This is a genomic window from Bacillus sp. FSL H7-0578, assembly GCF_038630855.1.
Taxonomy (GTDB): domain Bacteria; phylum Bacillota; class Bacilli; order Bacillales; family Bacillaceae; genus Bacillus; species Bacillus safensis.
On the sequence record NZ_CP152045.1, the window covers coordinates 2,355,972 to 2,382,765 of the forward strand.

The window sequence follows — 26,794 nt, forward strand, 5'->3', positions numbered from 1 at the left end:
TGTTCCCTAAGTCGTTACTATTCTAACATGTCATGAAGGGATGTTCTATGTCTGTTTCTTTTCAATTTCATTGACCTTTTTTACAATATCATAAAACGCATCATTTGTCTTAGCCCGGCCACTTGTCTCGTCAAGGTGAACAACGACAAGGGCGTATTTTGGTTTTTCTACCGGAAAGTATCCTGCAAACCACTTATGATAAAGCGGATTCCCCTTTTTGTCTTGATTGCCGGTTTGGGCAGTACCTGATTTTCCCGCTACATCGAATGGCAAATCTTGAAACCTTCTTCCTGTTCCCTTGTCAGAGGTCACCACCTGCCTTAAGAATTTTTGCAGCTTTTGAGCTGTATAGCGGTCAATGCTGCCCCCTTCAGGCCGTTTGTTTTGAAAGGACAGCATCGTTGTTCCGTTTTGATACAGCACTTTTTCTGCGATTTTCACTTCTTTTCGTTCTCCTCCTCTTGCGATCGCAGCCATCATATTCGCGATTTGCAGAGGTGTCGTTTTGACATTTTTTTGTCCTATTGCGGTTTGTGCAATGGCTTTTTTGACATGCTTGTCTCTTTTATCTCCCCACACACTGCCTGTTTCTTCACGATCAAACTGTTTGAAGTGATGCTTATGATAGACATCCCCTTCCCAGCCAGCTCGATCTATGAGTCCAAGCTTTGCAGCCGTCTTTTCGATGATTTGATCATCTGTTTGAATGAGCTTTTCAGCAAGTGCCGCAAAGGTATAATTGCAGCTCTGCGAGAAACTGTCCGTCAGATTCAGCACTTCCTGTTTTCCTTCAGGCTCTCCATATAAATTCTTTCGACAGTCATACATGGTTTGTGGCTGGTCAAGGTTTTTTTCGATTGCTGCGGCAAGTACAGCTGTTTTAAAGACAGAGCCTGGAGCAATCGCTGTCAGCATGTAATTTCTTGCCTCATGCCGATTTTTGCTTGTGACATTTGGGGTACTTGCCATTGCCAGTACACTGCTGCTTTCAATGTCGAGCAGAACGGCACCGCCTTTTTCAACGCCTTGGTCTTTGAGCACCTTCTCCATTTCAGCCTGCATGTCTTCATCTATCGTTGTCTGTACCTGAAGTGGATAAAAGGAATGAGCTTCTGCTGTATATTTGACGTCCATACCGAACAAAGGGTTTCCCCTTCCGTCCACATGATATAACAATTTTGTGTCTTGCTCGGGTAATAGAAATTCGTCAAAGGTGCTTTCCAGCCCAAATGTGCCGATTTCAGTACGTATGGAAAGCTCTTTTTTGTCAGGATAACGCTTTCTGAGTAGTTCTGGATTTTCGCTTGTGAAACCTAATGTGTGGAGGGCAAGTCTTTTTTTGTCCTTCTCTTTCATATATACGCCGTACACACCTGAATATTTCATATCATTGATGTCTTTCAGTTTTTTTTTCGTGATGTCATCTTTTAAAATGAGAGGTTTTTTCGTTTCTGTTAACTGTTTTTTGAGTTCATCCTCTTCCATCTCAAGAATAGAGGCGGTTTGCTGCAAGCGTGGAAGATCATATTGCAGGAAAGGAAATAAGATAACCGCAGGCTGTTCTTTTGTAAGAAGTGCTTGGCCGTTTCGATCTAAAAACTCACCGCGCCCGTCTGAAATAACGACTTCTTCTGTTCGCTGTTTGACACTTTCTTGTATTAAATTGATATCAAGCTTTGAAAACGATTCTGTGAAGAACAGCTGAATTTCTGCCAGTCTCATCAGAAGACCGAGCAATAGTATAAAAATAATCGCACCTGTCCATTGAATTCTTCTTTTTTTGCGCATAAAAACACCTCGTCCCTATTGTGGACGAGGTGTTTACCTGATAAACGTGATTATGAAATTTTTACAATTTGGACGAACATTTCTCCGCCAGGTGTTTGAACGGTTACTTTGTCGTCTACTTGTTTACCTAAAAGGCTTTTTGCAATAGGTGAATCGTTTGAAATCTTGCCTTCGAACGGATCAGCTTCTGCACTTCCAACAATTGTGTAAGACTCTTCTTCCCCGTCTGGTAATTCAACGAATGTCACCGTTTTACCAAGTGAAACCACATTTGAGTTTCCTTCATCTTCGATAATTTTAGCATTACGAATCATATTATCAAGCGTTGTAATACGGCCTTCTACAAACGCCTGCTCTTCTTTAGCAGAATCATATTCCGAGTTTTCAGAGAGGTCTCCAAAACTTCTAGCGATTTTAATACGCTCTACAACCTCTTTACGTTTAACCGTTTTCAAATATTCAAGCTCTTCTTCTAATTTACGTTTTCCTTCTTCTGTCATTGGAAATACTTTCTCTTGTGCCATGAATCATTCACTCCTTCTATTAATCCTCATCATACAAACTTTCTGCACGTGAGTGACGACTGAAATATACAAGAATGAGGACATGTTCAGGCCCTCATTCCTTCTGTACCATATTCGTAAAAGTCCATCTTACATGGCGTCCCTTTTAGATGCAACTATTATGCCTTTTATTAGACAGGACCACTCGCAGCGGTCTAAAATCGCACAAACTGTGGAAAGGCACAGGAAGCTCCTGTACCTCGTTCGGCCATTTCGATCATATGTAGAAGAATAGCTTATCCATTCTCCATCTTCCAATACATAATATGGTCAGTGTACGATATGTCTATGCTATATTATTACAAAATTGCATTTTGATCAAGAATTGTTTGAAAATTTGTGATGATTTGTTTGTCGTTTTTTTAATATACTTTTTCAACTTCATTCTTTCGCTATGTGGTAGTGATTTCTCCATCTCTTCTTTTCTTCATTGTTTTCTTATCATATCAAACCCTTAAGATTTTTTCCGAGAATGCTGCTTTAATAAATGTTCACATATAATTAACAAATATTAACAAGGAAATATTTGGTTTTTATTGAATTTTATCAATGCAAGACCAAATACACGCTAGGGAGTGTTTTAAATGAACATGAAGAAAACAATTGTTTCTGTTCTATCCATCACTACCTTATCTTTTTCACTAATGGGCATGGCTTCAGCCAAAGAAACAGCGGATTTCACAGTCAATAGCAGCTCTTCTGGATTTCAAACTTTAGATGTGATTTCGATTCAAGATTACAGTGTATCTTTAAGAGTTGGTGAGCAATACTCGGTCTATAATTCTGCAGCTACACGTTATTGGACAGATAAACAGAGTGTAGCTTCTGTTAGCTCTAATGGAATAGTGACCGCTCATTCACCTGGCAAAGCCACTATCACTCTTTATAAAGGGACGTCTGTCTTAGGACAAGTTTTCGTGACTGTTTATTAATATGATGCTGAAAAGACCTTTACACTGTAAAGGTCTTTTTCTTCTCCACCATTTACTCTGCTCGGTTTTGAAGAATCGTTTGAATTTTTGTCACCATTAAGTCTATCGCCACATGGTTTTGGCCGCCTTCTGGGATGATGATATCGGCGTATCGTTTCGTCGGTTCAATGAATTGATTATGCATCGGTCTGACAACAGATACATATTGTTCAATCACAGAATCGATCGACCGGCCTCTTTCCTTCGTATCGCGTAAAATACGGCGGATGATGCGAAGGTCTGCATCTGTATCAACATACAGTTTAATATCCATTAAATCTCTCAAACGTTCGTCTTCGAGCGCAAAGATACCTTCAACGATAATGACATCCTTCGGCTCAACATGAACCGTCTCTTCTGAACGTGTGTTTAGTTTAAAATCATATATTGGTTTTTCAATGGATTCATACCTTAAGAGCTGTTCCAAATGCTCAAACATCAGGTCATTGTCGAATGCAAGCGGATGATCATAGTTCGTGAGCAGGCGCTCTTCAAATGGCATATGACTTTGATTTTTGTAATATAGATCTTGCTGAAGCATGAGGATGGAATGTCCTTTAAATTTTTCATAGATTGAATTGGTGACGCTCGTTTTACCCGAACCCGAGCCGCCAGCAATACCAATGACAACTGGTTTACTCCTCATGTGGCTGTTATTTCCCCTTTCTCATCATGTTGCTAGGGTATACTTTTTGATCAAGCTTGAATTTGACGATTTGCAGCGGATGACGAGCAGCATCTAGTTCATTTCCTTTTTCATCCCAAATCGTCTCAATTTTGCATGTGAAATTCTCAATTTCTGGTCCGAAGAATTCGACTTCGTCGCCTTGCTTAAAGAAGTTACGCTGCTGCAATGTCACGATTTGTTCTTTTTCATCATAATGAAGAACAAGACCTGCGAAATCAAATGTCGTTTTCTTCCCATGGATGCCAAACATTTGTTCATCCGTTCCTGGTACGCCTTCGAAAAAGGCTGGTGCTGTGTCACGGTTTGCGCATTTATCTAATTCATCTAACCATTCCTGCTGAATAACAAAATTGTCTGGGTCAGCACAATACGCATCAATCACTTTGCGATATACACTTACAACAGTGGCAACATAATGAATGGATTTCATCCGTCCTTCGATTTTTAAGCTGTCAATTCCCATTTCGATCATTTGAGGAATGGATTCAACAAGCTTCAAATCTTTTGGACTCATTGCAAATGGCGCATCTTCCTCACCAAATAAAGGCGCTTCCTCAGAACCTTCTAGTTTATAAAGATCATAATCCCAGCGGCAGGACTGACAGCAGCCTCCGCGGTTAGAATCTCTTGCCGTCATATGGTTACTGAGCACGCAGCGGCCAGAGTATGCGATACACATCGCACCGTGAATGAATGTTTCGATTTCAATATCGACCTTTTCTTTCATTTCTCTAATTTCTAGCGCACTAGTTTCACGTGCGAGCACCACACGCTCAAGCCCTTCTTCCTTCCAAAACTGAACAGCTTTCCAATTTGAAAGAGATTGCTGTGTGCTTAAATGGACTTCAAGCTTCGGTGCAACACGTTTACATGTTTCAATGATCAATGGATCAGCTACGATAATGCCTGCTACTCCAGCGCCTTCGATCCCTTGAAGGTATTCCTCCAGCCCGTTCATGTTTTCATTGTGGGCGAAGATATTTGTTGTCACATAAATGCGTGCGCCATATTTGTTTGCAAATGCGACACCTTCTGCCATTTCTTCAATTGAAAAGTTATCTGCATTTGAGCGAAGTCCAAATTCTTTCCCGCCAATAAAAACAGCGTCAGCTCCGTAATGTACAGCAATTTTCAGTTTTTCCAAGTTTCCTGCGGGTGCAAGCAGTTCTGGTTTTTTTGTAATGACACGTTTCCCATCAATCATTTCAGAAATACCATCTTTCAATAATGCCATTTCCTCTGCCTCCTCTTATCTTAATAAACCGTTTCTTTAAAGAAGAACCCTGTATCAATCGAACGATTCACTGGCTGAATCTCTTCAATCCGCTTCACCCAGTCCTCTTTCTGATCTTCATACGCGTCTTTGTCAGTCGTTAGTAAATCAATTGCTTTTCTATAAAGTGATGTCACCTCTGTCATATAAGAAAGTGACTTTAAAATTCCGTCAATTTTAAATGAGTCAATGCCTGCGTCAACAAACTCTTCTAATTCGTCAATCATACACACATCATTTGGACTCATAATATGTGTTCCGTTTGCATCCTCGAAAATAGGATATTTGTTTTGACGCTCTTGGTCATGCAGGAATAGCCCTTCCTCCATGTTTCTGCCTACGACATCCATTTGTTTGCCCTGGTATTCAAAGTAGTTGCCGATGAGCGTACGTTTCGATTGAAACATACATGTCATGCCATGGACTTGAATTTCAATCTCCACCTCAGCATTTTCTTTGATGTCGATCACACTGTCCATATTCAGCTCTTTTGCAAGAACAGCACGCGATGCGCCTTTTCTGCCCCAGTAGTTACAAGTGTAATAGTTTGTCCCAGTCGTTTCTGTACTCCAGTGAAGATTCAGGTTCACTCCTGTTTCCTTTGCTGCCATGATCACGGCTGGGTCTCCAAAGACGACGCCGTCCACGCTTAATGAATCGAGAAAGGTTAAATAATCTCCAAGCAGCTGCACGCGGTCATTATGAAAAATCGCATTCATCGCTACATACACTTTTTTGTGATGGGCATGTGCAAGCAAAGCCGTTTGTTTCACATCTTCTCTTGAAAACTCACCTGCAAGACGAATACCGTATGTTTGTTCGCCTATTAAGAATGCATCAGCTCCTGCCTCAATTAATGGCAGTACGTCTGACACGCTGCTTGGCGTCACAAGCAATTCTGGTTTCTTCATGATTGGTCACCTCTTTTTGTACTAATGGCGATCCCGTCTCCAACTGGAATAATGCACGTTTGGAAATCAGGGTTTGACATGAGCCATTGATTGTATCGATCAATTTTTCCAATTAATTGTTTTTTTCGTTTATCTTCAATTTCTTCTTCATAATTCGTTGCCACTAAGCCTTTGAATAAGACATTGTCTGTGATAATCATTCCGTCGTGAGCGAGCATCGGTTCAAACAATTCAAAGAAACGCTTGTACTGCCCTTTTGCGGCATCAATAAAGATCACATCATAGGGCGCCATCGTTTGGACCGTTTTAGCCGATTCCATCGCATCACCAAAAAACACGTGTATTCTTTCTTTTAACTTTAATTCCTCAATGTTCCGTGTTGCTTCTTCATAGCGCTTTGCATTTCGCTCAATCGTATAAATCTCAGCGTCTGGAAGAGCTGTTGCCATTCGAATAGCGGAATAGCCAATCGCTGTCCCAACCTCAAGAATTTTCTTCGGCTGTTTCATCGAAAGCAGCTGCAATAAAAGCTCGATGCTCACCTTTTCCATAATTGGCACATGATGCTCTTTTGCATAGATCTCTAATTGAGCGATTGCATCAGGACTTGGGTGAATTAAATGTTCAATATAATCATTTATTCGATCATCTTCGATAGTCATTATTTGTCTAGCTCCTTCATGACCTGAAAAAGAAGAGTCCTGCCTATTGCAGCTCTCTTTCTCGTCAATCTTTCGTTCATCTAAGTAAAAACAACCCGATATATTTTACCACAAAGAAGTGGCAATTGCGAACCTATAAAATGGAGATTCCAACGAAAAAAACTGCAGGCAATCTCGTATTGTCTACAGTCTTTTTCGATTCACTTGTCCATTAATTGCTGCCTGTGATGTATTTCGCTTTTGCTTTATTATGCTCATTTAACGTTTTCGTAAATACGACTTCTCCATTTTTCTTCGCAAGGAAGTAAACGTAATCCGTTTTCTCTGGATGCAGTGCGGCTTTCCAAGAGGATTCACCCGCATTTGCAATAGGTCCAGGCGGCAGCCCTTTGTTGTTATACGTGTTATAAGGAGATTTCACTTTTAGGTCTTTGTAATACACGCGGGATTTATGCTCACCAAGTGCATAAAGAACGGTTGGATCAGTTTGAAGCGGCATGTCCTTTTTCAACCGGTTATAGAATACACTTGAGATTTTTGCCCGATCTGTCTTTTCTGTTGCTTCCATTTCAATCAGTGAAGCCATTGTTAACACATCATGTATGGACATGTTTCTCTTTTTCATGTCTTTTTCATACGTTTTCACGTATTGATCTGTTTGTTTAATCATCGTTTCAATGATCGTTTCGAGCGATTCATCCTCACGATAAAATGGATACGTAGCAGGGAATAAATAACCCTCCAACGGATGTTTCACCTGTTTTCCATTCACCTGTGATGTCACGGTTTTCGGATATTTTTTCATTAACGTTTGAATAAAAGCAGGATCATCCAGCTTCGCTTCAACTTCCTTCGCTGAAAAATTCGTCTGATTTGCAATAATGGCTGCAATATCAGACAGCTGTCTTCCCTCTGGAATCACAAGCTGAAAGGCGTAATCTGTCCCGCCAGATGTCAGCTTTTTGATCAGCGTGTCTGCGTCCATTGTTTGTTTTAAATGGAAATATCCCGCTTTAAAGCCGGACGCCTTTTTGTATTTTGCATAATAAGTGAAAATCGTGTCATTCGAAATGAGCCCATTTTCTTTTAAAATGCCTGCAATTTCGCGGACAGATGTCCCATTTGGAATATGAATATTAATGGTTTGTTTGCTTTTTTGATCGACCGGTCCGAGTGCTGATTTAACATATAAAAAGCCTGATAATGCTGCAATGATGATGACAGCAAGGACAGATAACAGGACGATCCCCATTTTTCTTTTGAAGAATGGTCGTTTTTTTTGTTCTGAAAACATGCATGGCCCTCCTCACATCTAGCTTTTATAGTACATGATTCGACGGAGTTCGGCAATTCCTTGCTTATGCATGTCATGACAGAACTTGACATAACACGGCTAAACCAATGCCGCCACCACTTCCAATAGCAGCCATGACATAGCTTCCATTCGATAAGGCGCGCCCTTCATAAAATAATCTCACCATCATAGCAGCTCCTGACGCGCTGTAAGGATGCCCAAGGCAAAGTGCACCGCCTCTTCTATTGATTCGGTCATATGGTATCCCCAGCGTCCGGGCAATAAGTGCAGCTTTCAGCGCAAACGCTTCATTGATTTCAAATAGCGCCACTTCCTCTGCCTTGATGTTCTCTTGATGTAAAAGCTTCTTGATCGCATCAATTGGTGAAGCAGCTGGAAAATGAGGATGTATCGCTGTCACAGCACTTCCGGCATACCGTAGCATCACCTTATATCCACTTGCTTCCGCTAGCGATCTTTCCATCACAGCGACGGCGGCTGCTCCGTCTGCTTCCTTACAGCTATTGGCGGCGGTCACAGTTCCTTTTCCCGGTAAAAATACAGGCTTTGCCCGCTTGATCAGCTTTGCCATCGGTCTTATTTTAGCAGCCGCTTCATCTATGTTCATCCCGTCAATCGAAACGATTTCTTCTGAATATGTACCATGTGTGAATGCCGCTAAACTTCTTTCCCAGCTTAAAAGGGCATAGTCATCTTGTTCTTTTCTCGTGACAGAAAATGCCGACGCGGTCAGCTCTGCTGCTTCTCCCATATGCGGATCTCCTATCCGCTCCGGTGAAAAGCGTGCTCTCTCTTTCATTGGTGAGCTGGAAATGCTCTCAGTCCCGCCAGCGATATACATCGTGCCCTCCCCCGATTGAACCATGACGCAAGCTGTTCGGATCGCTTCAAGACCAGAGGCACACTGCCTGTCAATTGTCATACCAGGAACGTGTAAAGGAAGACCTGCTTCTAATGAGGACAGACGGGCCATATTTCCACCGCCTCCGACGACATTGCCTAATATGACGTCATCCGGTGTCATGATCTGAGACAAATGCCGAATAAGGGGAGCGGCTAATTGCTCTGGGCGATAATTTTTCAGCATCCCATTTTTGTCACCGAAGGGTGTTCGTTTTGCTTCTACGATCACTGCTTGCATGACAATTGCTCCTCCGCCCACTTTTTCATGCTCGCGCGGGCTATTTTTCCGCCGGATGTTTCAATCATTTGATCAATCACAAGCCATTTTTTTGGTACCTTGTAGGCGGCCAGCTTTTCTTTAACAGCTTGTCGAACCGCCTTTATTTGCGGCACTTGCTCCAGTATGGCAACAGGGATTTCACCCCAATATGGGTCAGGAACGCCAACCACAATCGACCGTTTTACCTCTGGCTGTTCATTTAGCACACGCTCAATTTCCTCTGGGAAAATATTCAGTCCTCCATAGACAATCATGCCATTCTCACGACCGCTCATATACAGATAACCGTCTTCATCCAGCCATCCCATATCGTAAACTGTCAGCCACTCCTCCGGCGGTTTCTGCTCATGTAAGTAACCTGAAAAAGTCATTGGGCTCTTTACATAAATCCTCCCTGTTTCATTTGGCTGACAGACAGATTGATCGGGCCGCCTTACTTCTACTTGAATGGAGGAGAAAGGCCGTCCAACAGAAGAAGGTTTTTGCAAAAAGTCATTTGAAGACAAATAAGAGACAAAACTTAACTCTGATGTGCCATAAAAATCAAAAAAAGTGACATGTGGATAGTTGGTGACGAGCTGTTCTTTTGAAGAGATGCTCCAATCTGCTCCCGATGACATGACAAGAAGCGGATTGTCCCCTCTAAAAGCATCGATTTGCAGTAACGTTTCTGTCATTGTTGGGACAGTATACATCACGGTGATATCACCTGTCTCTAAGGCTTTCTTCGCTTTTACTGGCACAAATTTTTCTAAAAGCGTCACTGTGCCGCCAAAGTATAATGTACTGATGGCACCATATAAAAAGTGAGAGGATAAAAGTGTACCTAATATAAGAGCATGATCTTGATGAGTGATTCCAAATGAAGCGGTGGTCATTCGAAAGCTCTCGATCCAAGACTGCTGACGCCTAATAAACGCTTTCGGTGAGCCTGTTGATCCTGACGTAAATCCCATATAAAAGACAGGATCCTTCTCGGTATCGCAGCTGTTATCTGGACTGTCTGTGAGAAGGCTCATTCTTTCCTTCCATTCAGATAAAGAAATAATCGGTATGTCTACGCTGCTTTGTTCAAATCTTTTCATCAATCGATCTTCTATAATGGCGAGATCCGCCTCACTTAACAAGAGCTTTTCAACACATTCTTCATGACTCCATCTCGGATCAAGCGGAACGGCTGTCCACCCTGCACAAGCAGCGCCCGCAAATATTTGCAAAAAAGAAGCACCATTTGATAATAAAAAAGCGATTCTTTTTTGCTGATGAGCCGTTCCTTGTAACCACTGTGCTGATCTCTGTACACGTTCGTACCAATCTTGATATGTAATGCTTTCTTGCTCATCTATGATGGCAATCTGATCTGGTTTCATTTCTGCATGTACTGCATAGCTTTCCGTTATTCTGATCAAACCGCACGCCTCCCTTTATGCAGATCCCTTTTTCGATATGACATGGCCTGTATGATTTTGACCGTAAAGACAGCACACATTCCCGCTTTGATGAGATCACCTGGAAGATAAATCAAACTAAGGAAAGCCGCCTGCGAGACCTTCATATGCATCATCATGGCTTGAAAGGGGATGCCGCACATATACAAAATCACAATACTGCAAACCGCATAGATCACAAAAAGACGCAGTGCGGTTACTTTTTTCAGCCGGTTCACCCATAAGCTGATCATGAAGGCAGCAACAGGATAAGCAAGAAGAAAACCACCGCTTGGACCAAAAAAGACCCCTATCCCGCCTCTCCCGCCTGACAAAAGAGGTGCGCCTGCTGCCACAACCAAAAGAAAAAGACATAAACTGATTAGTGCTTGTTTAGGCTTTAACAGCCCCCCAGCAAGCAAAAGACCTGCGGTTTGCAATGTAATCGGTACAGGTGTAAATGTAAATAAAATCGGCGGGATTAAGCCTAACATCCCGATGACCGCTGTCATTAACGCTATTTGCATCATATCTTGTATTTTCAATCTCCATGCCCCTCACTCAATTTATTGTTAAAAACAGAGTAAAAGGTACAATTCATTATGTCAACATAAAATAAAATAAAGTTAACATATTAATCGTAAAAAAAGACCTGTGAAGAAAGATCAAGAAGATCTGTTCACAGGCCTTTTATTTGTTCTATTCTTCGTCTTCTTGATCTAAGAACGTATTTAACGTTTCTTCAATCATGTCCCATTCTTCATCCGTTTCAATCGGCTCTAGCTCGCCATCTTCACCGTCTTCGTTCGGTGTAAAGCTTGATGCATGAATTTCAATTTCCTCATTGTCTTGCTCAGAAATTGGGTAGTAAAGGACATAAGATTTGTTAAAATGGTCGCTTTCAAAAGTAAATAGTACTTCGCAAAGCTGTTCATTTCCATTATCATCAACGATTGTAATTTGCTTTTCTCCGTGTTCCATTTGATTCACCTCATTTTAATTTAAGCTGTCTAAATATCCTTGCAGGATCATAACAGCCGCCATTTTATCAATGACTTTTTTACGCTTTTGTCTGCTCACATCTGCAGAGATGAGCATTTTTTCCGCTGCCATTGTTGACAGACGCTCGTCCCAAAGCACAACAGGAACATTGTACGTGTTTTCTAGCACTTTCGCAAATGATTGGCTGGCTTCGCCTCTAGGACCGACCGTGCCGTTCATATTTTTTGGAAAGCCAAGTACAATTTTATCCGCTCCAAATTCTGCAACGATCTCAGACAGGCGGCTGAGACCAAAATCTCCGCCTGCTTCATCAATTTTAATGGTTTCAATCCCTTGCGCTGTCCATCCCATTTCATCACTGATCGCAACACCAAGGGTTTTCGTGCCTAAATCTAAGCCCAGAATTCTCATGTTTTACGCCTCTTTATGTGTCTCTAAGTACGATTTAACCAATTCCTCAATTAATTCGTCTCGTTCTAGTTTACGAATTAGGTTGCGTGCATCCTGATGTCTTGGAATATAAGCAGGGTCGCCTGACAGCAAGTATCCGACAATTTGATTGATCGGGTTGTATCCTTTTTCTTGGAGTGCGTCATGAACTGTAATGAGCACTTCATTCACATTGGTTTCAGCTGAATCATCAGAGAAGTTAAACTTCATTGTCTTATCAAATGAACTCACTGCTTCTTGCACCTCTCTTCCAACATTCTACTAGCAAGCTTTTTTCTAACCGCTCATCTAATACCATTATTCTACACTACATCGCCTGATTATAAAACGGATTTGACAGATTCTTCGACAGTTGCCAGTGCTTCTTCAAGCTTTTCTGGTTGTTTTCCGCCTGCTTGTGCCATGTCTGGACGTCCGCCTCCACCTCCGCCGCAGATTTCAGCTGCCTGCTTCACAAGCTTTCCTGCATGAAGACCTTTTTCGATCACGTCTTTTGTCACTCCTGCTGAAATGTTTACTTTTCCGTTTTGAACGGCTCCCAGGACGATGACAGCTGATCCTAATTTAGCTTTTAAGTCATCAACCATTGTTCTTAAATGGTTCATGTCTTTAGCGTTTACTTTTTCAGTTAATACTTTCACTCCGCCAACTTCTGTCACTTTCTCTAAAATAGAGCCTGCTTCTGCTTGGCTTAATTTCGCAAGGAGAGATTCGTTTTCTCTTTGAACCTCTTTTAAATCTGCCTGTAATGAAGCAATCCGTTTTGGTACATCCTTCGTATTTGACTTCAGCTCACTTGCTGCCTGTTCTAAAATCGCCAGCTGGTCATTTAATTCTTCATAAGCGCCTTTACCAGTCACAGCTTCAATACGGCGTGTTCCAGCACCAATACCCGACTCAGACGCAATTTTAAACAAACCGATTTCCGCAGTGTTCTGCACATGACAGCCGCCGCATAGCTCGATGCTGTAATCGCCCACTTGGACAACACGGACAATATCGCCATACTTCTCGCCAAAGAGCGCCATTGCACCCATTTCTTTTGCTTCAGCAATTGGTTTCAGATCAATAGCAACTGAGATACCTTCCCAAATCTTTTCGTTCACGATTTTTTCAATCTGAGACAATTCTTCTTTCGTCACTTGTCCAAAGTGAGAGAAATCAAAGCGAAGTCTGTTTTCATTCACCAATGACCCTGCTTGGTTCACGTGGCTGCCTAATACATCTTTCAGCGCCTGATGCAGAAGGTGTGTCGCTGTATGGTTTTTCACAATGCCTTTTCGAAGAGCTGATTCCACTTCAGCAGTGACCTCGAGACCTTTTTGAGCCGTACCGCTTACGACGACTCCTTCATGGACATGCTGACCGTTTGGTGCTTTTTTCACGTCTTTGATCTCAATGATGGCTTCTGCACTTTTTAGTGTCCCTTTATCAGCCACTTGTCCGCCGCTTTCCGCATAGAAAGGTGTTTCATCTAACAAGATTTGCACCGTGTCTCCTTCATGTGCTTCAGAGACAAGTTCACCATTTTGAAGCAGTTCGATAATGCGAGTTTCCGCAGTTAAATTTTCGTAGCCAACAAAGGTACTTTCCACTTTAATATCGCCTAAAGCGCCGCCTTGAACCTGCATACTGCCGACATCTTGTCTCGCATTTCTTGCCCGTTCACGCTGCTTCTCCATTTCCGCTTGGAAGCCTTCTCGATCAACTGTCATGTTTTCATCTTCTGCGTATTCTTCTGTCAGCTCGACAGGGAATCCATACGTGTCATATAGCTTAAATACATCTTCACCTGAAATTTGTGAGCTGCCTTTGTCTCTTTCTTTTTTGATCACTTCTGACAAAATCGCTAACCCTTCGTTCAGTGTTTCGTGGAAACGTTCTTCTTCGTTTTTGATGACTTTCGCAATAAATTCTTCTTTTGCTTGTACATCTGGGTAGAAATCCTTCATGATCTCAGCAACAACTGGCACTAGATCATACATAAACGGACGGTGGATATGGATCGTTTTTGCATAACGCACAGCGCGGCGCAGCAAACGTCTTAATACATATCCGCGGCCTTCATTGGAAGGAAGCGCACCGTCGCTTACAGCAAAGGCAACTGTCCGGATATGGTCAGCAATGACTTTAAATGCTGTATCTTTTTCCTTCGCCAAACCATAGCTTTCTCCAGAAATGGTTTCGACTGCACGAATAATCGGCATGAAAAGGTCTGTATCGAAGTTCGTTGGCACATTTTGAATGACAGATACCATTCGTTCAAGGCCCATCCCTGTATCTATGTTTTTCTTCGGCAGTGGGGTATATGATCCATCTGGATTATGGTTGAATTCAGAGAACACGAGATTCCATACTTCTAGATAACGCTCGTTTTCCCCGCCTGGATATAATTCTGGATCGTTCATGTCGTCACCGTATGATTCACCGCGGTCATAAAAAATTTCTGTATTCGGTCCGCTTGGGCCCTCGCCAATATCCCAGAAGTTTCCTTCAAGGCGAATAATACGTTCTTCAGGCACACCAATTTTATCTCTCCAAAGAATATATGCTTCTTCGTCCTCTGGGTGGACTGTCACAGATAACAAATTCGGATCAAAACCAATCCACTCTTCACTTGTGAGGAATTCCCACGCCCATTCAATGGCCTCTTCTTTAAAATAGTCACCAATAGAGAAGTTGCCAAGCATTTCAAAGAAAGTGTGATGGCGTGCTGTCTTCCCTACATTTTCAATATCATTCGTACGAATCGATTTTTGCGCGTTGCAAATACGCGGATTGTCAGGTACGACGCGGCCATCAAAATATTTTTTTAATGTTGCCACCCCACTGTTGATCCATAAAAGTGTCGGATCGTCATGCGGTACAAGTGACGCACTCGGTTCTACAGCATGTCCTTTTTCTTTAAAAAAGTCTAAAAACATTTGACGTACTTGAGCTGAAGTTAAAGTTTTCATTCAAAAATCCTCCCTTTTCATTCATCAATCTCCACACAAACGAAAAAACACCCCGCCCTATGCAAGCACAAAACGACTTACACAGGGACGAGATGTTCTCGCGGTACCACCCTGATTATAGACAAATTCGTCTATCACCTTCACATCCGATAACGCCGGAAGAGAGCGGCAGTGTTTATCTGCACTCGGGACTAGCTTCCGTTAAAGGTCTGATAAGGCTTTTCACAGCAAATAAAGCCTCTCTCTGCAACAGCTTTTTAACGTACTCGGGTCCGTCATTGAATTTCAATATGTATGAATCGAAATTATTATAGACAACTCGGCTCGTCTTGTCAATGAACGCTTCGTCTCATCAGGATATATTGCACAATGATCACCCTGATAATCGCAGCTGCTGGTACGGCTAAAATCATCCCAATTAAGCCAAACAGCTCCCCTCCTGCAAGCAAGACAAGCATAATGACGACAGGATGCATATGAAGGCTTCGCCCTACAATGATCGGGCTGAGGACATTGCTCTCTAAAAATTGCAGCACCGCTACTGTGATCAATACAATGATGACCGATTTCACTGAGATGGTAAACGCAATAAAGATGGCAGGAACTGCGCCAATTATCGGTCCAAAATACGGAATCACGTTCGTTGCTCCTATCAGCATGCCAAGAACGAGCGGATACGGGATATGGAAAAGCCAGAGCACAATGGCTGCTGCACCCCCGATTAAAGAACAGACAAGCAGCTGCCCTCGAATATAATCACCAAGCGATTCATCCACTGCTTTGACAAAGGCATGCCCCCTCTTCCTAAATGACGGCGGCGTTAAATACCATGCCGCCCGCTTCATCGTGTTCATGTCTTTTACCATATAAAAAACAAGAAAAGGGATGAGTGCTGCAACTAAAGCGTAATCAAATAAAACTTTACAGCTAAGAATCATCCGCTCAGCGCTATTGGCTGCATATGTCTCCGATTGAACAATGAAACGGTCCAAGCGGTCATGAAGTCCGTCAGGCCAGTGGCTCGTATGATGATGAATATGTGATAATGCGCCATTATACGTTTCAGCGATGACAGGAATTTGTTCTGACAGCTCATTTAACTGTGCGATCATAACAGGCGCTCCTTTATATACCGCAAAACCAATCCCGCCAAAAAACAGGACATAGATGAGTAAGAGACTGACTGTTCTCGGCAGCCCTCGTGCATGCAGTCTTTCCACAATCGGATAAAGCAGATAAGAAATAAAAATAGCGATGAGAAGCGGAATGAGAACCGCCTTCAGCAATAAAAAAACAGGCATCCATAACTCGTCGAGCTGCAGTAAAATGAGCAAGGATGCAAGGACAAGCAGGACCCCTGCAGCATATATCAGAAATTGGATCGGACGTTTCTTCACCTTTTTCACCTCTTTTCTTATTGTTTAACCATTTTCTGCAATTATCCACGTAAATAAAATTTGTCCTAACTTTGTTAAAAATGAATACACATGAAACATACAGCTCCATCCAAAGTCACTGTTTGCTGTAAAATCTCGTCAGAAAATATTCCATCATTTACTTCTTTTTACACAAGTTGTGCTAGAATCCACTTTAGCTTTAGCCAATGAAACACAAGAGGAGGTTCTTCATGATCACATTCGAAGAAGTCAACAAGCATTATGGCCAGTTCCATGTACTTAAGGACATTAACCTACATATTCAAAAAGGGGAGGTTGTTGTGATCATCGGTCCTTCAGGGTCTGGTAAAAGTACGATGCTCAGGTGTATCAATCGTCTTGAAAGCATTGATGCGGGAAAAGTTCTCGTCAACCAAGTCTCTGTTCAGCATCCGAAGACCAACATCAATCTTGTCAGGCAAAATATCGGCATGGTCTTTCAGCATTTTCACCTCTATCCGCATAAGACGGTGCTTGAAAACATTATGCTTGCGCCGATGAAGGTCAAAAAAGTGAGCAAGGAAGAAGCAAAGGAAACAGCTGAATTTTATTTAAATAAAGTCGGCATTCCTGAAAAGGCAGACACCTACCCTTCACGACTCTCGGGCGGACAGCAGCAGCGCGTTGCCATTGCAAGAGGGCTTGCGATGAAGCCGGAGGTGATGCTTTTCGACGAACCGACATCTGCACTTGATCCAGAGATGATCGGCGAGGTATTAGATGTGATGAAGCAGCTGGCTCGTGAAGGCATGACCATGGTTGTCGTCACACATGAGATGGGCTTTGCCCGAGAAGTGGCTGACCGTATTGTCTTTATTGATGAAGGCAGAATTCTTGAAGAATCAACACCGGCTGCATTTTATGAAAAACCGCAAGAGAAACGTGCTCAATTATTTTTAAGCCGTATATTAAATCACTAGGGGGAATGGTTTGATGAAAAAAATGAAACGCTTTGGCCTGCTGCTCTTTATGACTTGCTGCATCGCCGCTTTGGCTGCTTGTGGATCTACTGAAAAAGGGTCAACTGATGCAAAACAAGGAAGTTCTTTAGAAGCCATTAAGAAAGACAAAAAAATCATTTTCGGTGTAAAAAATGACACACGTTTATTCGGTCTAAAAAATCCGAGCAGCGGTGATATTGAAGGATTTGATATTGACATTGCAAAAGCCATCACAAAGGAAATACTCGGCGATGAAGGAAAAGCAGAATTTAAGGAAGTGACATCTAAAACAAGAATTCCTTTGCTTCAAAAAGGGGATATCCATGCAATTGTTGCGACTATGACAATCACAGAAGAGCGTAAAAAAGAAGTCAATTTCTCAGATGTTTACTTTGAAGCAGGACAATCACTGCTTGTGAAAAAAGGAAGCGACATTCAATCCATTGATGATCTTAAAAAAGGAACGAAGGTGCTGGCCGTGAAAGGATCTACCTCTTCTCAAAATATCCGTGAGAAAGCACCTGAAGCATCCGTATTAGAATTTGAGAACTATCAGGAGGCTTTTACAGCATTAAAATCAAACCAAGGGCAAGTGCTGACAACTGATAATGCGATCTTATTTGGTATGGCAGATGAAGATTCAAATTATGAAGTGGTCGGCGGCACCTTTACAGATGAGCCTTATGGCATTGCTGTGAAAAAAGGGGATCAAGAATTAACAGATGCGATTAATAAAGCCTTAAAAACGTTAAAAGACAATGGAGAGTATGACAAGATTCTTAAAAAATGGATCAAAGAATAGCATTTGATTCGTCAAGATCAATGCCTCAGGTGAGCCGCTCAAAGGCTCCCCTGTTGATCAGGAAGGAAGTGAACTGATTGCTGCGGTTTTCCATTCTCACTGAAAATGTTCATCTTTATTTAGAAGGCTTTAAATATACCATTGGTGCAAGTGTCATCGCTCTGATTGGAAGCTTTTTGATCGGTACACTCATTGCCATTATGAGAATTGCGCCATTTAGGCCGCTCAACTGGTTCGGAACGGCTTATGTTGAATTTATTCGGAATATTCCGTTATTATTGATCACCTTTGTTTTCTTCTTTGGTTTACCGGTGCTGGGTATTGTAGCAGATGGCTTTACTGCTGGTACAATTGCTCTTGCCATTTATACGTCTGCCTTTATTGCTGAAGCCATTCGTGCAGGGATACAAGCTGTACCGCTTGGACAAATGGAAGCAGCCCGCGCCTCAGGTCTGTCATATGGCGGGACGATGCGGTATATCATTTTGCCGCAGGCGATTAAAATCGTCATTCCCCCTCTTGGAAATCAATTTATTAACCTTGTCAAAAACTCCTCGATTTTAGGTGTCATTGCAGGGTTTGATCTCATGTATCAAGGAGACCTTATTGCGTCTAGAACATTTGTGACGTTTGATGTCTACATCTTTGTTGCGATGTTCTATCTGCTATTAACCATTCCGCTCAGTCTAGGCGTCGGTTATTTAGAAAGAAGATTAGCAAGAAGCCACTAGAAAGGAGGAAACATCATGGATTTTATAGGTGCCTACCAGCCTGATCATCTCGCCTTTTTACTTGAAGGATTTGCTGTCACCTTAAAAGTGGCTTTTATTTCCATCATTTTGAGCTTTATCATTGGATTAGTCGTTGGTACATTGCGGTTCGCTCAAATTCCGGTTTTATCAAAAGTGCTTGCGGTTGTTGTAGAAACCATTCGGAACCTGCCGCTTTTACTGATCATCTTTTTCACATATTTTGCATTGCCTGAAATCGGCATCAAGCTGAGCATCACAGCCTCTGCTATTGCAGCTTTAACCGTGTTTGAATCTGCGATGCTGTCAGAAATTATTCGGAGCGGCCTTAAATCAATTGATAAGGGTCAGATCGAAGCAGCCAGGTCTTCTGGTTTAACCTATATTCAAACATTGAAAATGATTATTATGCCGCAGGCCCTGCGCCGAATGGTGCCGCCAATTGTCAGTCAATTCATATCCCTTTTAAAAGATACGTCGCTTGCTGTTGTCATTGCGCTTCCAGAATTATTACATCACGCACAAATATTAAATGGGCAAAGCCAATCCTATTTACTGCCGATATTCCTATTGGCAGCTATGATGTATTTTGTCGTCAATTTCAGCTTATCTATTCTTGCAAGACGATTAGAATACAGGCAGGCATAAAAAGAACATCCGCTCTTGACGGATGCCTCAGCGTAAAGACCGGTTTTTCGATCACGCTGAAAAAAACAAAGGGCTAAAATGAAGATCATTTTAGCCCTTTTTGTTTACATCATTCTCATAACACGTTTTCTTAGCTTTTTCATATCCCGCTTTGATGGCATATCATATCGGCTTGCAAAGTGATATGCGAGTGCACCTGCACCAAGCGTTAATAGTGAAGAAGTCATTTTGCCCATTCGAAATTCCCCCTTAACACTTATAGTTGAATTGAACGTTCATCGTCACTAAACAGATCATCTAAGCTGCTTAGTGTCCCGTCTTCCTCCACTTGGTGTGTAGATATTTTGCCTTTCGACAGTGTCAATTCAATAAAACAGCCCCAGCAATAATATTGATTGACCCCAATTTTTCCGATGTCTTTACATTTGCAATTTGGGCAAATGAGCATAATCAGCACCTCTTTACGTTCGGTTTAGAACCAGTGCTTCCTTTTGAACGTTCATCAAGGTTCCGGCAGCCTGCAGCTGTTTCCGAATCCCTGATAGCTCTGTAAAGAAGCCGTCCGAGAGTTCATATGCTACGATTGTGCCCGAATTTGAGCAAAAGTATACATCTTCCAAAATGCCTAAATTTTCACCATCAGGCGACTGCATCATTTTCTTTTTTAATTTTGAAAATAACAAGAATGGAGCAGAGGAATCCATGCCCACTCCCTCCTGACAGCTCACATACAAACCTTTATCTGTCAGCTGATCAAAAGCAGAGAATGGAACGAGTGCACAGTCTTTCTTTTTCCCCTCTAACACATATCCTCCGCAGCTGCCTCCGGCTAAAAAGCAAATATCTTTTATGGAACCAAGTGATTGGGACAGCTCATCTGTATAGATCGTCATTCCTTCAAGTTCTCGGCATGTTCTCAAAATGTGCTCAACCACCTTTTGCGGAACAGTCTTATCGTGTGCGTTTGCTTCATGACTCATACGAAGAAATGGCTTCCATGAACAGAATGGGAGAAGTTCTTTTCATACTAAAAGGCTTCCATATGGAAGCCTTCTACTCATGCATAAAATCAAATGGAGTGATTCCCTCCATGCCAATATTTGCGTCATGTACGCTAAACGGAAGCTCTTTTTGGAGCGCTTCAAGTTCTGCATCCATGATTTGTTCGGTTTGCACTAGCCGCATCGTTAAGGACGTTTGTCTAAGGGAATCCTCATTGTTTTTCACACCCCATTCCAGCGCTGATTCCTCGCCGCACAGTATTAAAAACTTTTTACTGCGTGTAATGGCTGTGTACAGCAGATTCCGCCGAAGCATTCGGTAATAGCTCCTGACGACTGGCAGCACAACAATCGGGAATTCACTTCCTTGTGATTTGTGAATGGAGCAGCAATAAGCATGTGTAAATTGATGAAAATCCTTTTTTGTAAAGGTGATTTCATTCCCATCAAAGGAGATCACGGCCATGTCTTCTTTTTCTGTATTTTCTTTTGCATAAAAAATCGAGACAATTTCGCCGATATCGCCGTTAAAAATGTTGTTCTCCGGCTGATTCACAAGCTGAAGCACCTTATCACCTGTCCGGTACACCACATCACCAAACGGGATTTCTCTGCCTTTTGGTTTTTTAGGATTCAAAATGTGCTGCAGCATTTTGTTGAGCTCATTGATGCCTGCTTTTCCTTTATACATTGGTGCGAGCACTTGAATGTCCTTTGCCGAAAATCCTTTTTGAGCAGCATTGCTGACAACTTTCTCAATGACTTCTTTCATTTGATCAGCTGAACACCGAATGAAGGACCGATCCTTTGAGCGTGCAGTAATATCCTTTGGCAGCACACCATTTTTCATATCATGTGCCAGTTCAACAATGGTTGAGCCGTCTGCCTGCCGGTAAATATCTGTCAGGGTAACAGCCGGCACGGCTTTTGAGGCAAGCAAATCCCGTAAAACTTGGCCTGGTCCGACAGATGGCAGCTGATGTTCATCTCCTACCATAATCACTTGGATATGATCAGGAATCGCTTTAAACAAATGATTCGCCAGCCAAATATCCAGCATACTTGATTCATCAATGATGACAAGCTTTCCTTCAATCGGCTGTTCCTCATCATGCGAGAAGCCCTCCGAACCGTTCCAGCCTAGCAGCCGGTGAATGGTGACAGCTGGAAGCCCTGTTGATTCTGTCATCCGCTTAGCCGCCCGTCCAGTTGGTGCCGCAAGCACAAATGGGAAGGATTCATCTTTTTTATAATCACTCGGATCAAGAGAAACACCGTGAAGATCACTGTAAAGCTCGACAATTCCTTTAATGACCGTCGTCTTCCCTGTTCCAGGCCCGCCTGTTAAAAGCAGCATCGGGGACATGAGTGCCTTTTGAATCGCTTCCTTTTGTGTCGGTGCATACTGGACGCCTAACCGCTCCTCCAGCTCGCCAAGTGCTAGCAGGAATTCTGATTCAGGAAATTGATCTGCATATTCTGTTTGGGAGACGATTTTTTGAATGCGTTTGGCGACACTTTGCTCTGCATAAAATAAGGATGGATGATAGCAGCGGTCGTCTTCAATGATCATTTCTTTTCCTTCGCCAAGTGCAATGATCTGATTGGCAACATCCATTTCAGTCACTTTGTAATCATTGCCTGTTTGGTTGAGCAGCTTGCGGGTTTCGACGATCAAATCTTTCGTTTGTATGTACGTATGACCATCCTGTAGACTGGCTGTCTCCACTGTATATAGCAAGGCGGCGCGAATCCGCTCTGGGTCATTACCTGAGATGCCTGTTCTAGCACCAAGCTCATCCGCCTTAATAAATCCGATTCCCTCGACATCCTTGACAAGCTGATAGGGATTTTCCTCGATTTTCTGCAGCGTTTCACTCTCGTATACTTGGTAAATCTTCATGCTGAGCTGCGGACCAAAACCATACTGATTCAGGCTGATCATGATTTGTTCCAGCCCTTGATGCTCCTGAAGCGCTGCGGCCAGCTTATCCGCCTTCTTTTTTGATAAGCGCGGTACATCATACAAAACAGCTGGGTCACGCATAATCTTATGAAGCGTCTGATTGCCAAGCTTCCCAACGATTTCTTCAGCCGTCTTTTTCCCTATCCCTTCAAATAAATCACTTGAGAGATAATGTATGATTCCTTGCTTCGTTGTTGGTACTTCCTTTTGAAAATGAGTGGCCTGAAACTGTTCACCAAATTTCGGATGGCTTGTCACTTTGCCATAAAAGGTGTAGGTTTCCTCCTCATGAAGTGCTGGGAAGTAGCCTGTGACAGATGCTGTTTTTTCCTCTAAGTTTTCCGATGTTTCAATGACTTTTACCTTTAACACCGAGTATAAATTACTTTCATTATGGAAAATAACGGCTTGAATGGTCCCCTTTAAAAACGGTTCGTCCTCAAGCTTCATTTGATCTGGATGTTCCTGCACAGGTCTTCCCTCCTTCCATCTATTCTGCCTCTTGAATCAGCTTTTGCGCATGTAGTGCCAGCATATGGTTAGGCTGCACGTCAATGGCTTTACCCAGCATCTCAAGTGCTTCGTCTTTTTTCTCTAAGTACGCATACGCAACACCTAAATTATAAAAGGCATCTGCATGCTGCGGATCACGCGTGATGACTTCGGTAAAATTTGTCACCGCTTCTTCCAGCATGTGTTCATTGGCTAAGCACATGCCAAATTGGAATCTTGCTTCATTATCTTCTTCATTTAGTTCAACGGCACGCTGAAGATACGGCATCGCAAGCTTTGGCTGCTCTAATTTGATGAGCGTCTGCCCGAGCATATAAAACAAATCACTATTTTCCATGCCCGCTTTTAGTGCTTGTTCAAAGTAGTCTTTCGCTTTCATAAAGTCTTCTTTTAATGTATATACATTTCCTGCTCCATAATAGGCTGCAGCTGCAGTATGATCAAGTTCAATTGCTTTCTGAAAAAAGTTTAAAGCGCGTTCAAATTCATTGATACTTGAAAGTAAGTTCGCAAAGTTAATATATGGAACCGGGTCCTTCGGGCTTTCTTCGATCGCTTTTGTAAAAGCTTCAGCTGCTTTTTCGATATTCCCTTGATTCAAGGCTTCTATGCCGATTTCGTTATAATTCATTCGCTCTCTCATCCTTTCATTAAAAAACCTCAACAGCGACGTTGAGGTTTTGAAACATGCTACACATACGACAGCTTTTGACCATCTTTGAAGACATCGTCAATTGTACCGCCGCCAAGACATTCGTCGCCATCATAAAAAACAACCGCTTGTCCCGGGGTAACAGCACGAACAGGTTCATCAAAGATCACCATCGCTTCTTGCTCACCTGTCATTTTGACCTTCACATGGTGATCTTCTTGACGGTATCTGAATTTTGCTGTGCAAGTTAATTCACCGTTTTCTCCGACAATATGAGGACGAGTCCAGCTGATATTAACAGCTGAAATGCTTTCAGAGTATAAAAGTGGATTGTGGAAGCCTTGTTCAACAAACAAGATGTTTTTCTCCAAGTCTTTTCCAACGACAAACCAAGGATCACCGCTGCCGCCAATGCCAAGTCCTTGGCGCTGACCGATCGTGTAATACATCAGTCCATCGTGCTCCCCTTTTACTTCTCCGTCCATTGTCTGCATCACACCAGGCTGTGCAGGCAAATATTGACTGAGGAACGTTTTAAAGTTTCTTTCTCCAATAAAGCAGATACCTGTTGAATCTTTTTTCGCTGCTGTTGCGAGCTCTGCTTCTTTTGCCAATTCACGAACCCTTTTTTTCTCTAAATCACCGATTGGGAACATGACTTTATCAAGTTGTTCCTGAGTCAGCTGATTTAAGAAATACGTTTGGTCTTTGTTTGCATCAAGACCTCGCAGCATTTTGACTTCATCACCAGTTCGATCAACACGAGCATAGTGTCCTGTTGCCAAATAATCCGCACCAAGTGAAAGTGCATGCTCAAGGAATGCCTTGAACTTAATTTCTTTGTTACACATGACATCTGGGTTTGGCGTTCTGCCCGCTTTATATTCATCAAGGAAATATTGAAACACTTTGTCCCAATATTGCTTCTCGAAATTCACTGCATAATAAGGGATTCCAATTTGGTTACATACGCGGATGACATCCTCATAGTCTTCCGTTGCTGTGCAGACACCATTTTCATCGGTGTCATCCCAGTTTTTCATAAATATGCCGATGACATCATAGCCTTGCTCCTTTAACATAAGAGCGGCAACTGATGAATCGACTCCTCCGGACATACCGACCACAACTCTTGTATCTTCTGGTCTTTTTGTCATCTTCATCAACTCCAATTTCAATGAAACAACATGCGCGTTTCGTTCTTCAGGTGCTTCGCTGTTTCATTTTTCACACACGAACAAAAGGAAGCATTTATTTGGCTAGGCGTTTGACAACAGCCGCTATCTTATGTGCCGCCTGCTTCACATGATCCTCTTCATTCCCAAGACCGAAGCTTATTCTGACTGAGGATGTCAGCTCTTTTGCTTCTTCGCCATACATGGCGCTTAACACGTGCGAAGGAAGGACAGATCCAGCCGTACATGCCGATCCGCTTGAAACAGCAATTCCTTCCATATCTAAATTCACAAGCAGCGATTCAATGGAGACGCCCGGGAAATGAACATTTAAAATGTGCGGCAATGTCTCTTTCGGATGTCCATTGATAGAGAAATTGAGAGATTCCTCTTCGAATACTTGCAGCATGGTTTCTTTGAGCTTACCATAATGCATCGCTTTTTCTCTTCTATTTTGCTTCGTTAATTGAACAGCTTCTGCAAGCCCAACAATTCCTGCCACATTTTCAGTGCCGGCACGGCGCTTTCTTTCTTGTTCGCCTCCGAATATTTGCGGAGAAAGTTTCACGCCTTCGTTTACATATAAAAAACCTGTTCCCATCGGACCATTCAGCTTATGGCCAGAAGCAGATAAAAGATCAATATGGAGATCTGCTGCATCAATGGGCACTGTGCCAAACGCCTGCACTGCGTCTGTATGAAAATGAGCAGTGTGATCACGCAGAAGTTCGCCAATGGCTTTGATTGGCTGAATCACACCTGTTTCATTATTGCCGTACATGACGGTCACAAGAATCGTATCATCTCTCAATGCTTGTTTTAATTGATCAAGATAAATCAATCCTGTTTCGTCCACATCTAAATATGTCACTTCAAATCCTAGTTTTTCTAGGCGTTCACATGTATGCAGCACCGCATGATGCTCTGTTTTCACTGTGATGATATGTTTTCCTTCATGCTGTCTTGCCATGGCAACACCTGTAATTGCCAGGTTGTCCGCCTCGGTTCCACCGCTTGTGAGGATGATCTCCTGCGGTTTACAGTGTAATTCTCCTGCAATGACTTCTCTTGCTTCATCGAGCCACTTTCTTGCCTCGCGCCCATATGAATGAATACTAGAGGGATTGCCAAATATCTCTGTAAAGTACGGCATCATCTTGTCCACAATACGCTGATCCATCGGCGTTGTGGCCGCATGATCTAAATAGATTCGTTCCATTTCCGGTACACCTCTGATCTAAATATAGAACATATACGAGTCTTGATCCCCGTCATCTGTGTAGCTTGCCAAGTCTTCAAGAGTTGTATTGTCTAGTACGTCTTTTACTGCATCACGAATACGAATCCATAGTTCACGCTTTGCTGGTTCTTCGTTTTCGATGACTTCAACAGGACTAATGGGTCCTTCTAATACACGAATAATATCACCTGCTGTGATCTCGTTTGGTTCATGTGCAAGAACATAGCCGCCATACGCTCCGCGGATACTTTTTACAAGACGGGCATTGCGGAGTGGTGATACAAGCTGCTCTAAATAATGCTCAGACAAATCATTGTTTTGAGCGATTGATTTTAATGATGTAGGGCCTTCGCCATGTTTTTTGGCTAATTCGATCATGATCGTCAGACCATATCTGCCTTTAGTTGATATTTTCAAGTTAAACACCTCTGCGTTTTCTATTCTATGTCATCAATTATTTTTCTGATTTCATATACGCCGA

General features: G+C 42.4%; 28 protein-coding genes and 1 other annotated feature. Of the genes, 5 read left to right on the forward strand and 23 right to left on the reverse strand.

Annotated elements, in window-relative coordinates:
- Positions 1–45: 45 nt before the first annotated feature.
- Together MHB41_RS12135 and greA are read right to left on the reverse strand one after the other, a co-directional pair.
- Positions 46–1,788, reverse strand: a complete 1,743-nt coding sequence (locus MHB41_RS12135) for a penicillin-binding protein 2 (RefSeq protein ID WP_061109400.1) — start codon at positions 1,786–1,788, stop codon at positions 46–48.
- 50 nt (positions 1,789–1,838) lie between these two features.
- Entirely contained in the window at positions 1,839–2,312 is a 474-nt protein-coding gene (greA, locus tag MHB41_RS12140) for a transcription elongation factor GreA (protein ID WP_008358505.1), read from the reverse strand.
- A 623-nt stretch (positions 2,313–2,935) separates the two neighbouring features.
- On the opposite strand from greA, the gene MHB41_RS12145 reads away from it, so the two are divergent.
- Entirely contained in the window at positions 2,936–3,283 is a 348-nt protein-coding gene (locus tag MHB41_RS12145; protein ID WP_061109401.1) for an Ig-like domain-containing protein, read from the forward strand.
- A 52-nt stretch (positions 3,284–3,335) separates the two neighbouring features.
- Here MHB41_RS12145 and udk read toward each other — a convergent pair whose 3' ends face one another.
- From udk to MHB41_RS12210, 13 genes are all read right to left on the reverse strand, one after another.
- Positions 3,336–3,968: a uridine kinase gene (gene udk / locus MHB41_RS12150; RefSeq protein ID WP_024423106.1), complete on the reverse strand. Its 633-nt coding sequence runs from the start codon at positions 3,966–3,968 to the stop codon at positions 3,336–3,338.
- A gap of 7 nt (positions 3,969–3,975) precedes the next feature.
- Complete coding sequence (locus MHB41_RS12155; protein ID WP_216099715.1) at positions 3,976–5,244, reverse strand: U32 family peptidase; 1,269 nt, start codon at positions 5,242–5,244, stop codon at positions 3,976–3,978.
- A 20-nt stretch (positions 5,245–5,264) separates the two neighbouring features.
- Positions 5,265–6,194 carry a peptidase U32 family protein gene (locus MHB41_RS12160; protein ID WP_034622436.1) on the reverse strand — a complete coding sequence of 310 codons (930 nt, stop codon included), beginning with the start codon at positions 6,192–6,194 and terminating at the stop codon, positions 5,265–5,267.
- Complete coding sequence (locus tag MHB41_RS12165; RefSeq protein WP_024423109.1) at positions 6,191–6,856, reverse strand: O-methyltransferase; 666 nt, start codon at positions 6,854–6,856, stop codon at positions 6,191–6,193. Before MHB41_RS12165 ends, MHB41_RS12160 begins: the two co-directional genes overlap by 4 nt.
- A 211-nt stretch (positions 6,857–7,067) precedes the next feature.
- Positions 7,068–8,150 carry an endolytic transglycosylase MltG gene (gene mltG / locus MHB41_RS12170; protein ID WP_025092416.1) on the reverse strand — a complete coding sequence of 361 codons (1,083 nt, stop codon included), beginning with the start codon at positions 8,148–8,150 and terminating at the stop codon, positions 7,068–7,070.
- A 73-nt stretch (positions 8,151–8,223) separates the two neighbouring features.
- Positions 8,224–9,312, reverse strand: coding sequence for an acetyl-CoA C-acyltransferase (locus MHB41_RS12175; RefSeq protein WP_135032983.1), 1,089 nt, complete (start codon positions 9,310–9,312; stop codon positions 8,224–8,226).
- Positions 9,300–10,760 carry an acyl-CoA synthetase gene (locus MHB41_RS12180; RefSeq protein ID WP_326134120.1) on the reverse strand — a complete coding sequence of 487 codons (1,461 nt, stop codon included), beginning with the start codon at positions 10,758–10,760 and terminating at the stop codon, positions 9,300–9,302. Before MHB41_RS12180 ends, MHB41_RS12175 begins: the two co-directional genes overlap by 13 nt.
- Positions 10,760–11,326 (reverse strand): biotin transporter BioY, encoded by a 567-nt coding sequence (locus tag MHB41_RS12185; RefSeq protein ID WP_061109406.1) that lies wholly within the window; start codon positions 11,324–11,326, stop codon positions 10,760–10,762. Before MHB41_RS12185 ends, MHB41_RS12180 begins: the two co-directional genes overlap by 1 nt.
- Before the next feature lie 154 nt (positions 11,327–11,480).
- Complete coding sequence (locus MHB41_RS12190) at positions 11,481–11,762, reverse strand: DUF1292 domain-containing protein (RefSeq protein ID WP_024423112.1); 282 nt, start codon at positions 11,760–11,762, stop codon at positions 11,481–11,483.
- 15 nt (positions 11,763–11,777) lie between these two features.
- On the reverse strand, positions 11,778–12,194 hold the full coding sequence (gene ruvX / locus MHB41_RS12195) for a Holliday junction resolvase RuvX (RefSeq protein WP_024427871.1): 417 nt from the start codon (positions 12,192–12,194) through the stop codon (positions 11,778–11,780).
- Between the two features lie 3 nt (positions 12,195–12,197).
- Positions 12,198–12,464, reverse strand: coding sequence for an IreB family regulatory phosphoprotein (locus tag MHB41_RS12200; RefSeq protein WP_008358522.1), 267 nt, complete (start codon positions 12,462–12,464; stop codon positions 12,198–12,200).
- 89 nt (positions 12,465–12,553) lie between these two features.
- On the reverse strand, positions 12,554–15,190 hold the full coding sequence (alaS, locus tag MHB41_RS12205) for an alanine--tRNA ligase (protein WP_061109407.1): 2,637 nt from the start codon (positions 15,188–15,190) through the stop codon (positions 12,554–12,556).
- A gap of 80 nt (positions 15,191–15,270) precedes the next feature.
- Positions 15,271–15,478: a binding site (T-box leader), on the reverse strand.
- A gap of 44 nt (positions 15,479–15,522) precedes the next feature.
- Positions 15,523–16,587 carry an AI-2E family transporter gene (locus MHB41_RS12210; protein ID WP_024423115.1) on the reverse strand — a complete coding sequence of 355 codons (1,065 nt, stop codon included), beginning with the start codon at positions 16,585–16,587 and terminating at the stop codon, positions 15,523–15,525.
- Between the two features lie 230 nt (positions 16,588–16,817).
- Between MHB41_RS12210 and MHB41_RS12215 the strand changes: the two genes are divergently transcribed.
- The 4 genes from MHB41_RS12215 to MHB41_RS12230 all read left to right on the forward strand — a co-directional run bounded on the left by MHB41_RS12215 (position 16,818) and on the right by MHB41_RS12230 (position 19,766).
- Positions 16,818–17,546, forward strand: a complete 729-nt coding sequence (locus MHB41_RS12215; protein ID WP_024423116.1) for an amino acid ABC transporter ATP-binding protein — start codon at positions 16,818–16,820, stop codon at positions 17,544–17,546.
- Positions 17,547–17,559: 13 nt separating this feature from the next.
- Positions 17,560–18,369 (forward strand): transporter substrate-binding domain-containing protein, encoded by an 810-nt coding sequence (locus MHB41_RS12220; RefSeq protein WP_025092422.1) that lies wholly within the window; start codon positions 17,560–17,562, stop codon positions 18,367–18,369.
- Positions 18,370–18,446: 77 nt separating this feature from the next.
- Positions 18,447–19,100 (forward strand): amino acid ABC transporter permease, encoded by a 654-nt coding sequence (locus MHB41_RS12225; RefSeq protein ID WP_024423118.1) that lies wholly within the window; start codon positions 18,447–18,449, stop codon positions 19,098–19,100.
- Positions 19,101–19,115: 15 nt separating this feature from the next.
- On the forward strand, positions 19,116–19,766 hold the full coding sequence (locus MHB41_RS12230) for an amino acid ABC transporter permease (RefSeq protein ID WP_024427867.1): 651 nt from the start codon (positions 19,116–19,118) through the stop codon (positions 19,764–19,766).
- 104 nt (positions 19,767–19,870) lie between these two features.
- Here MHB41_RS12230 and MHB41_RS12235 read toward each other — a convergent pair whose 3' ends face one another.
- From MHB41_RS12235 to MHB41_RS12270, 8 genes are all read right to left on the reverse strand, one after another.
- Positions 19,871–20,002 (reverse strand): YrzQ family protein, encoded by a 132-nt coding sequence (locus MHB41_RS12235; RefSeq protein ID WP_003216198.1) that lies wholly within the window; start codon positions 20,000–20,002, stop codon positions 19,871–19,873.
- Between the two features lie 20 nt (positions 20,003–20,022).
- Positions 20,023–20,214, reverse strand: coding sequence for a hypothetical protein (locus MHB41_RS12240; RefSeq protein ID WP_003216308.1), 192 nt, complete (start codon positions 20,212–20,214; stop codon positions 20,023–20,025).
- Positions 20,215–20,227: 13 nt separating this feature from the next.
- Entirely contained in the window at positions 20,228–20,746 is a 519-nt protein-coding gene (locus tag MHB41_RS12245; RefSeq protein WP_051582016.1) for a PRC-barrel domain-containing protein, read from the reverse strand.
- 73 nt (positions 20,747–20,819) lie between these two features.
- Complete coding sequence (locus MHB41_RS12250; RefSeq protein ID WP_041118108.1) at positions 20,820–23,204, reverse strand: ATP-dependent RecD-like DNA helicase; 2,385 nt, start codon at positions 23,202–23,204, stop codon at positions 20,820–20,822.
- A gap of 19 nt (positions 23,205–23,223) precedes the next feature.
- Positions 23,224–23,877, reverse strand: a complete 654-nt coding sequence (locus tag MHB41_RS12255; protein ID WP_024427864.1) for a tetratricopeptide repeat protein — start codon at positions 23,875–23,877, stop codon at positions 23,224–23,226.
- 59 nt (positions 23,878–23,936) lie between these two features.
- A complete protein-coding gene (mnmA, locus tag MHB41_RS12260; protein WP_024423123.1) occupies positions 23,937–25,055 on the reverse strand; it encodes a tRNA 2-thiouridine(34) synthase MnmA in 1,119 nt (372 codons plus the stop codon).
- A gap of 94 nt (positions 25,056–25,149) precedes the next feature.
- Positions 25,150–26,292 carry a cysteine desulfurase family protein gene (locus MHB41_RS12265; protein ID WP_327827655.1) on the reverse strand — a complete coding sequence of 381 codons (1,143 nt, stop codon included), beginning with the start codon at positions 26,290–26,292 and terminating at the stop codon, positions 25,150–25,152.
- An 18-nt stretch (positions 26,293–26,310) separates the two neighbouring features.
- Positions 26,311–26,730 (reverse strand): Rrf2 family transcriptional regulator, encoded by a 420-nt coding sequence (locus MHB41_RS12270; RefSeq protein ID WP_024423125.1) that lies wholly within the window; start codon positions 26,728–26,730, stop codon positions 26,311–26,313.
- Between the last annotated feature and the right edge of the window lie 64 nt (positions 26,731–26,794).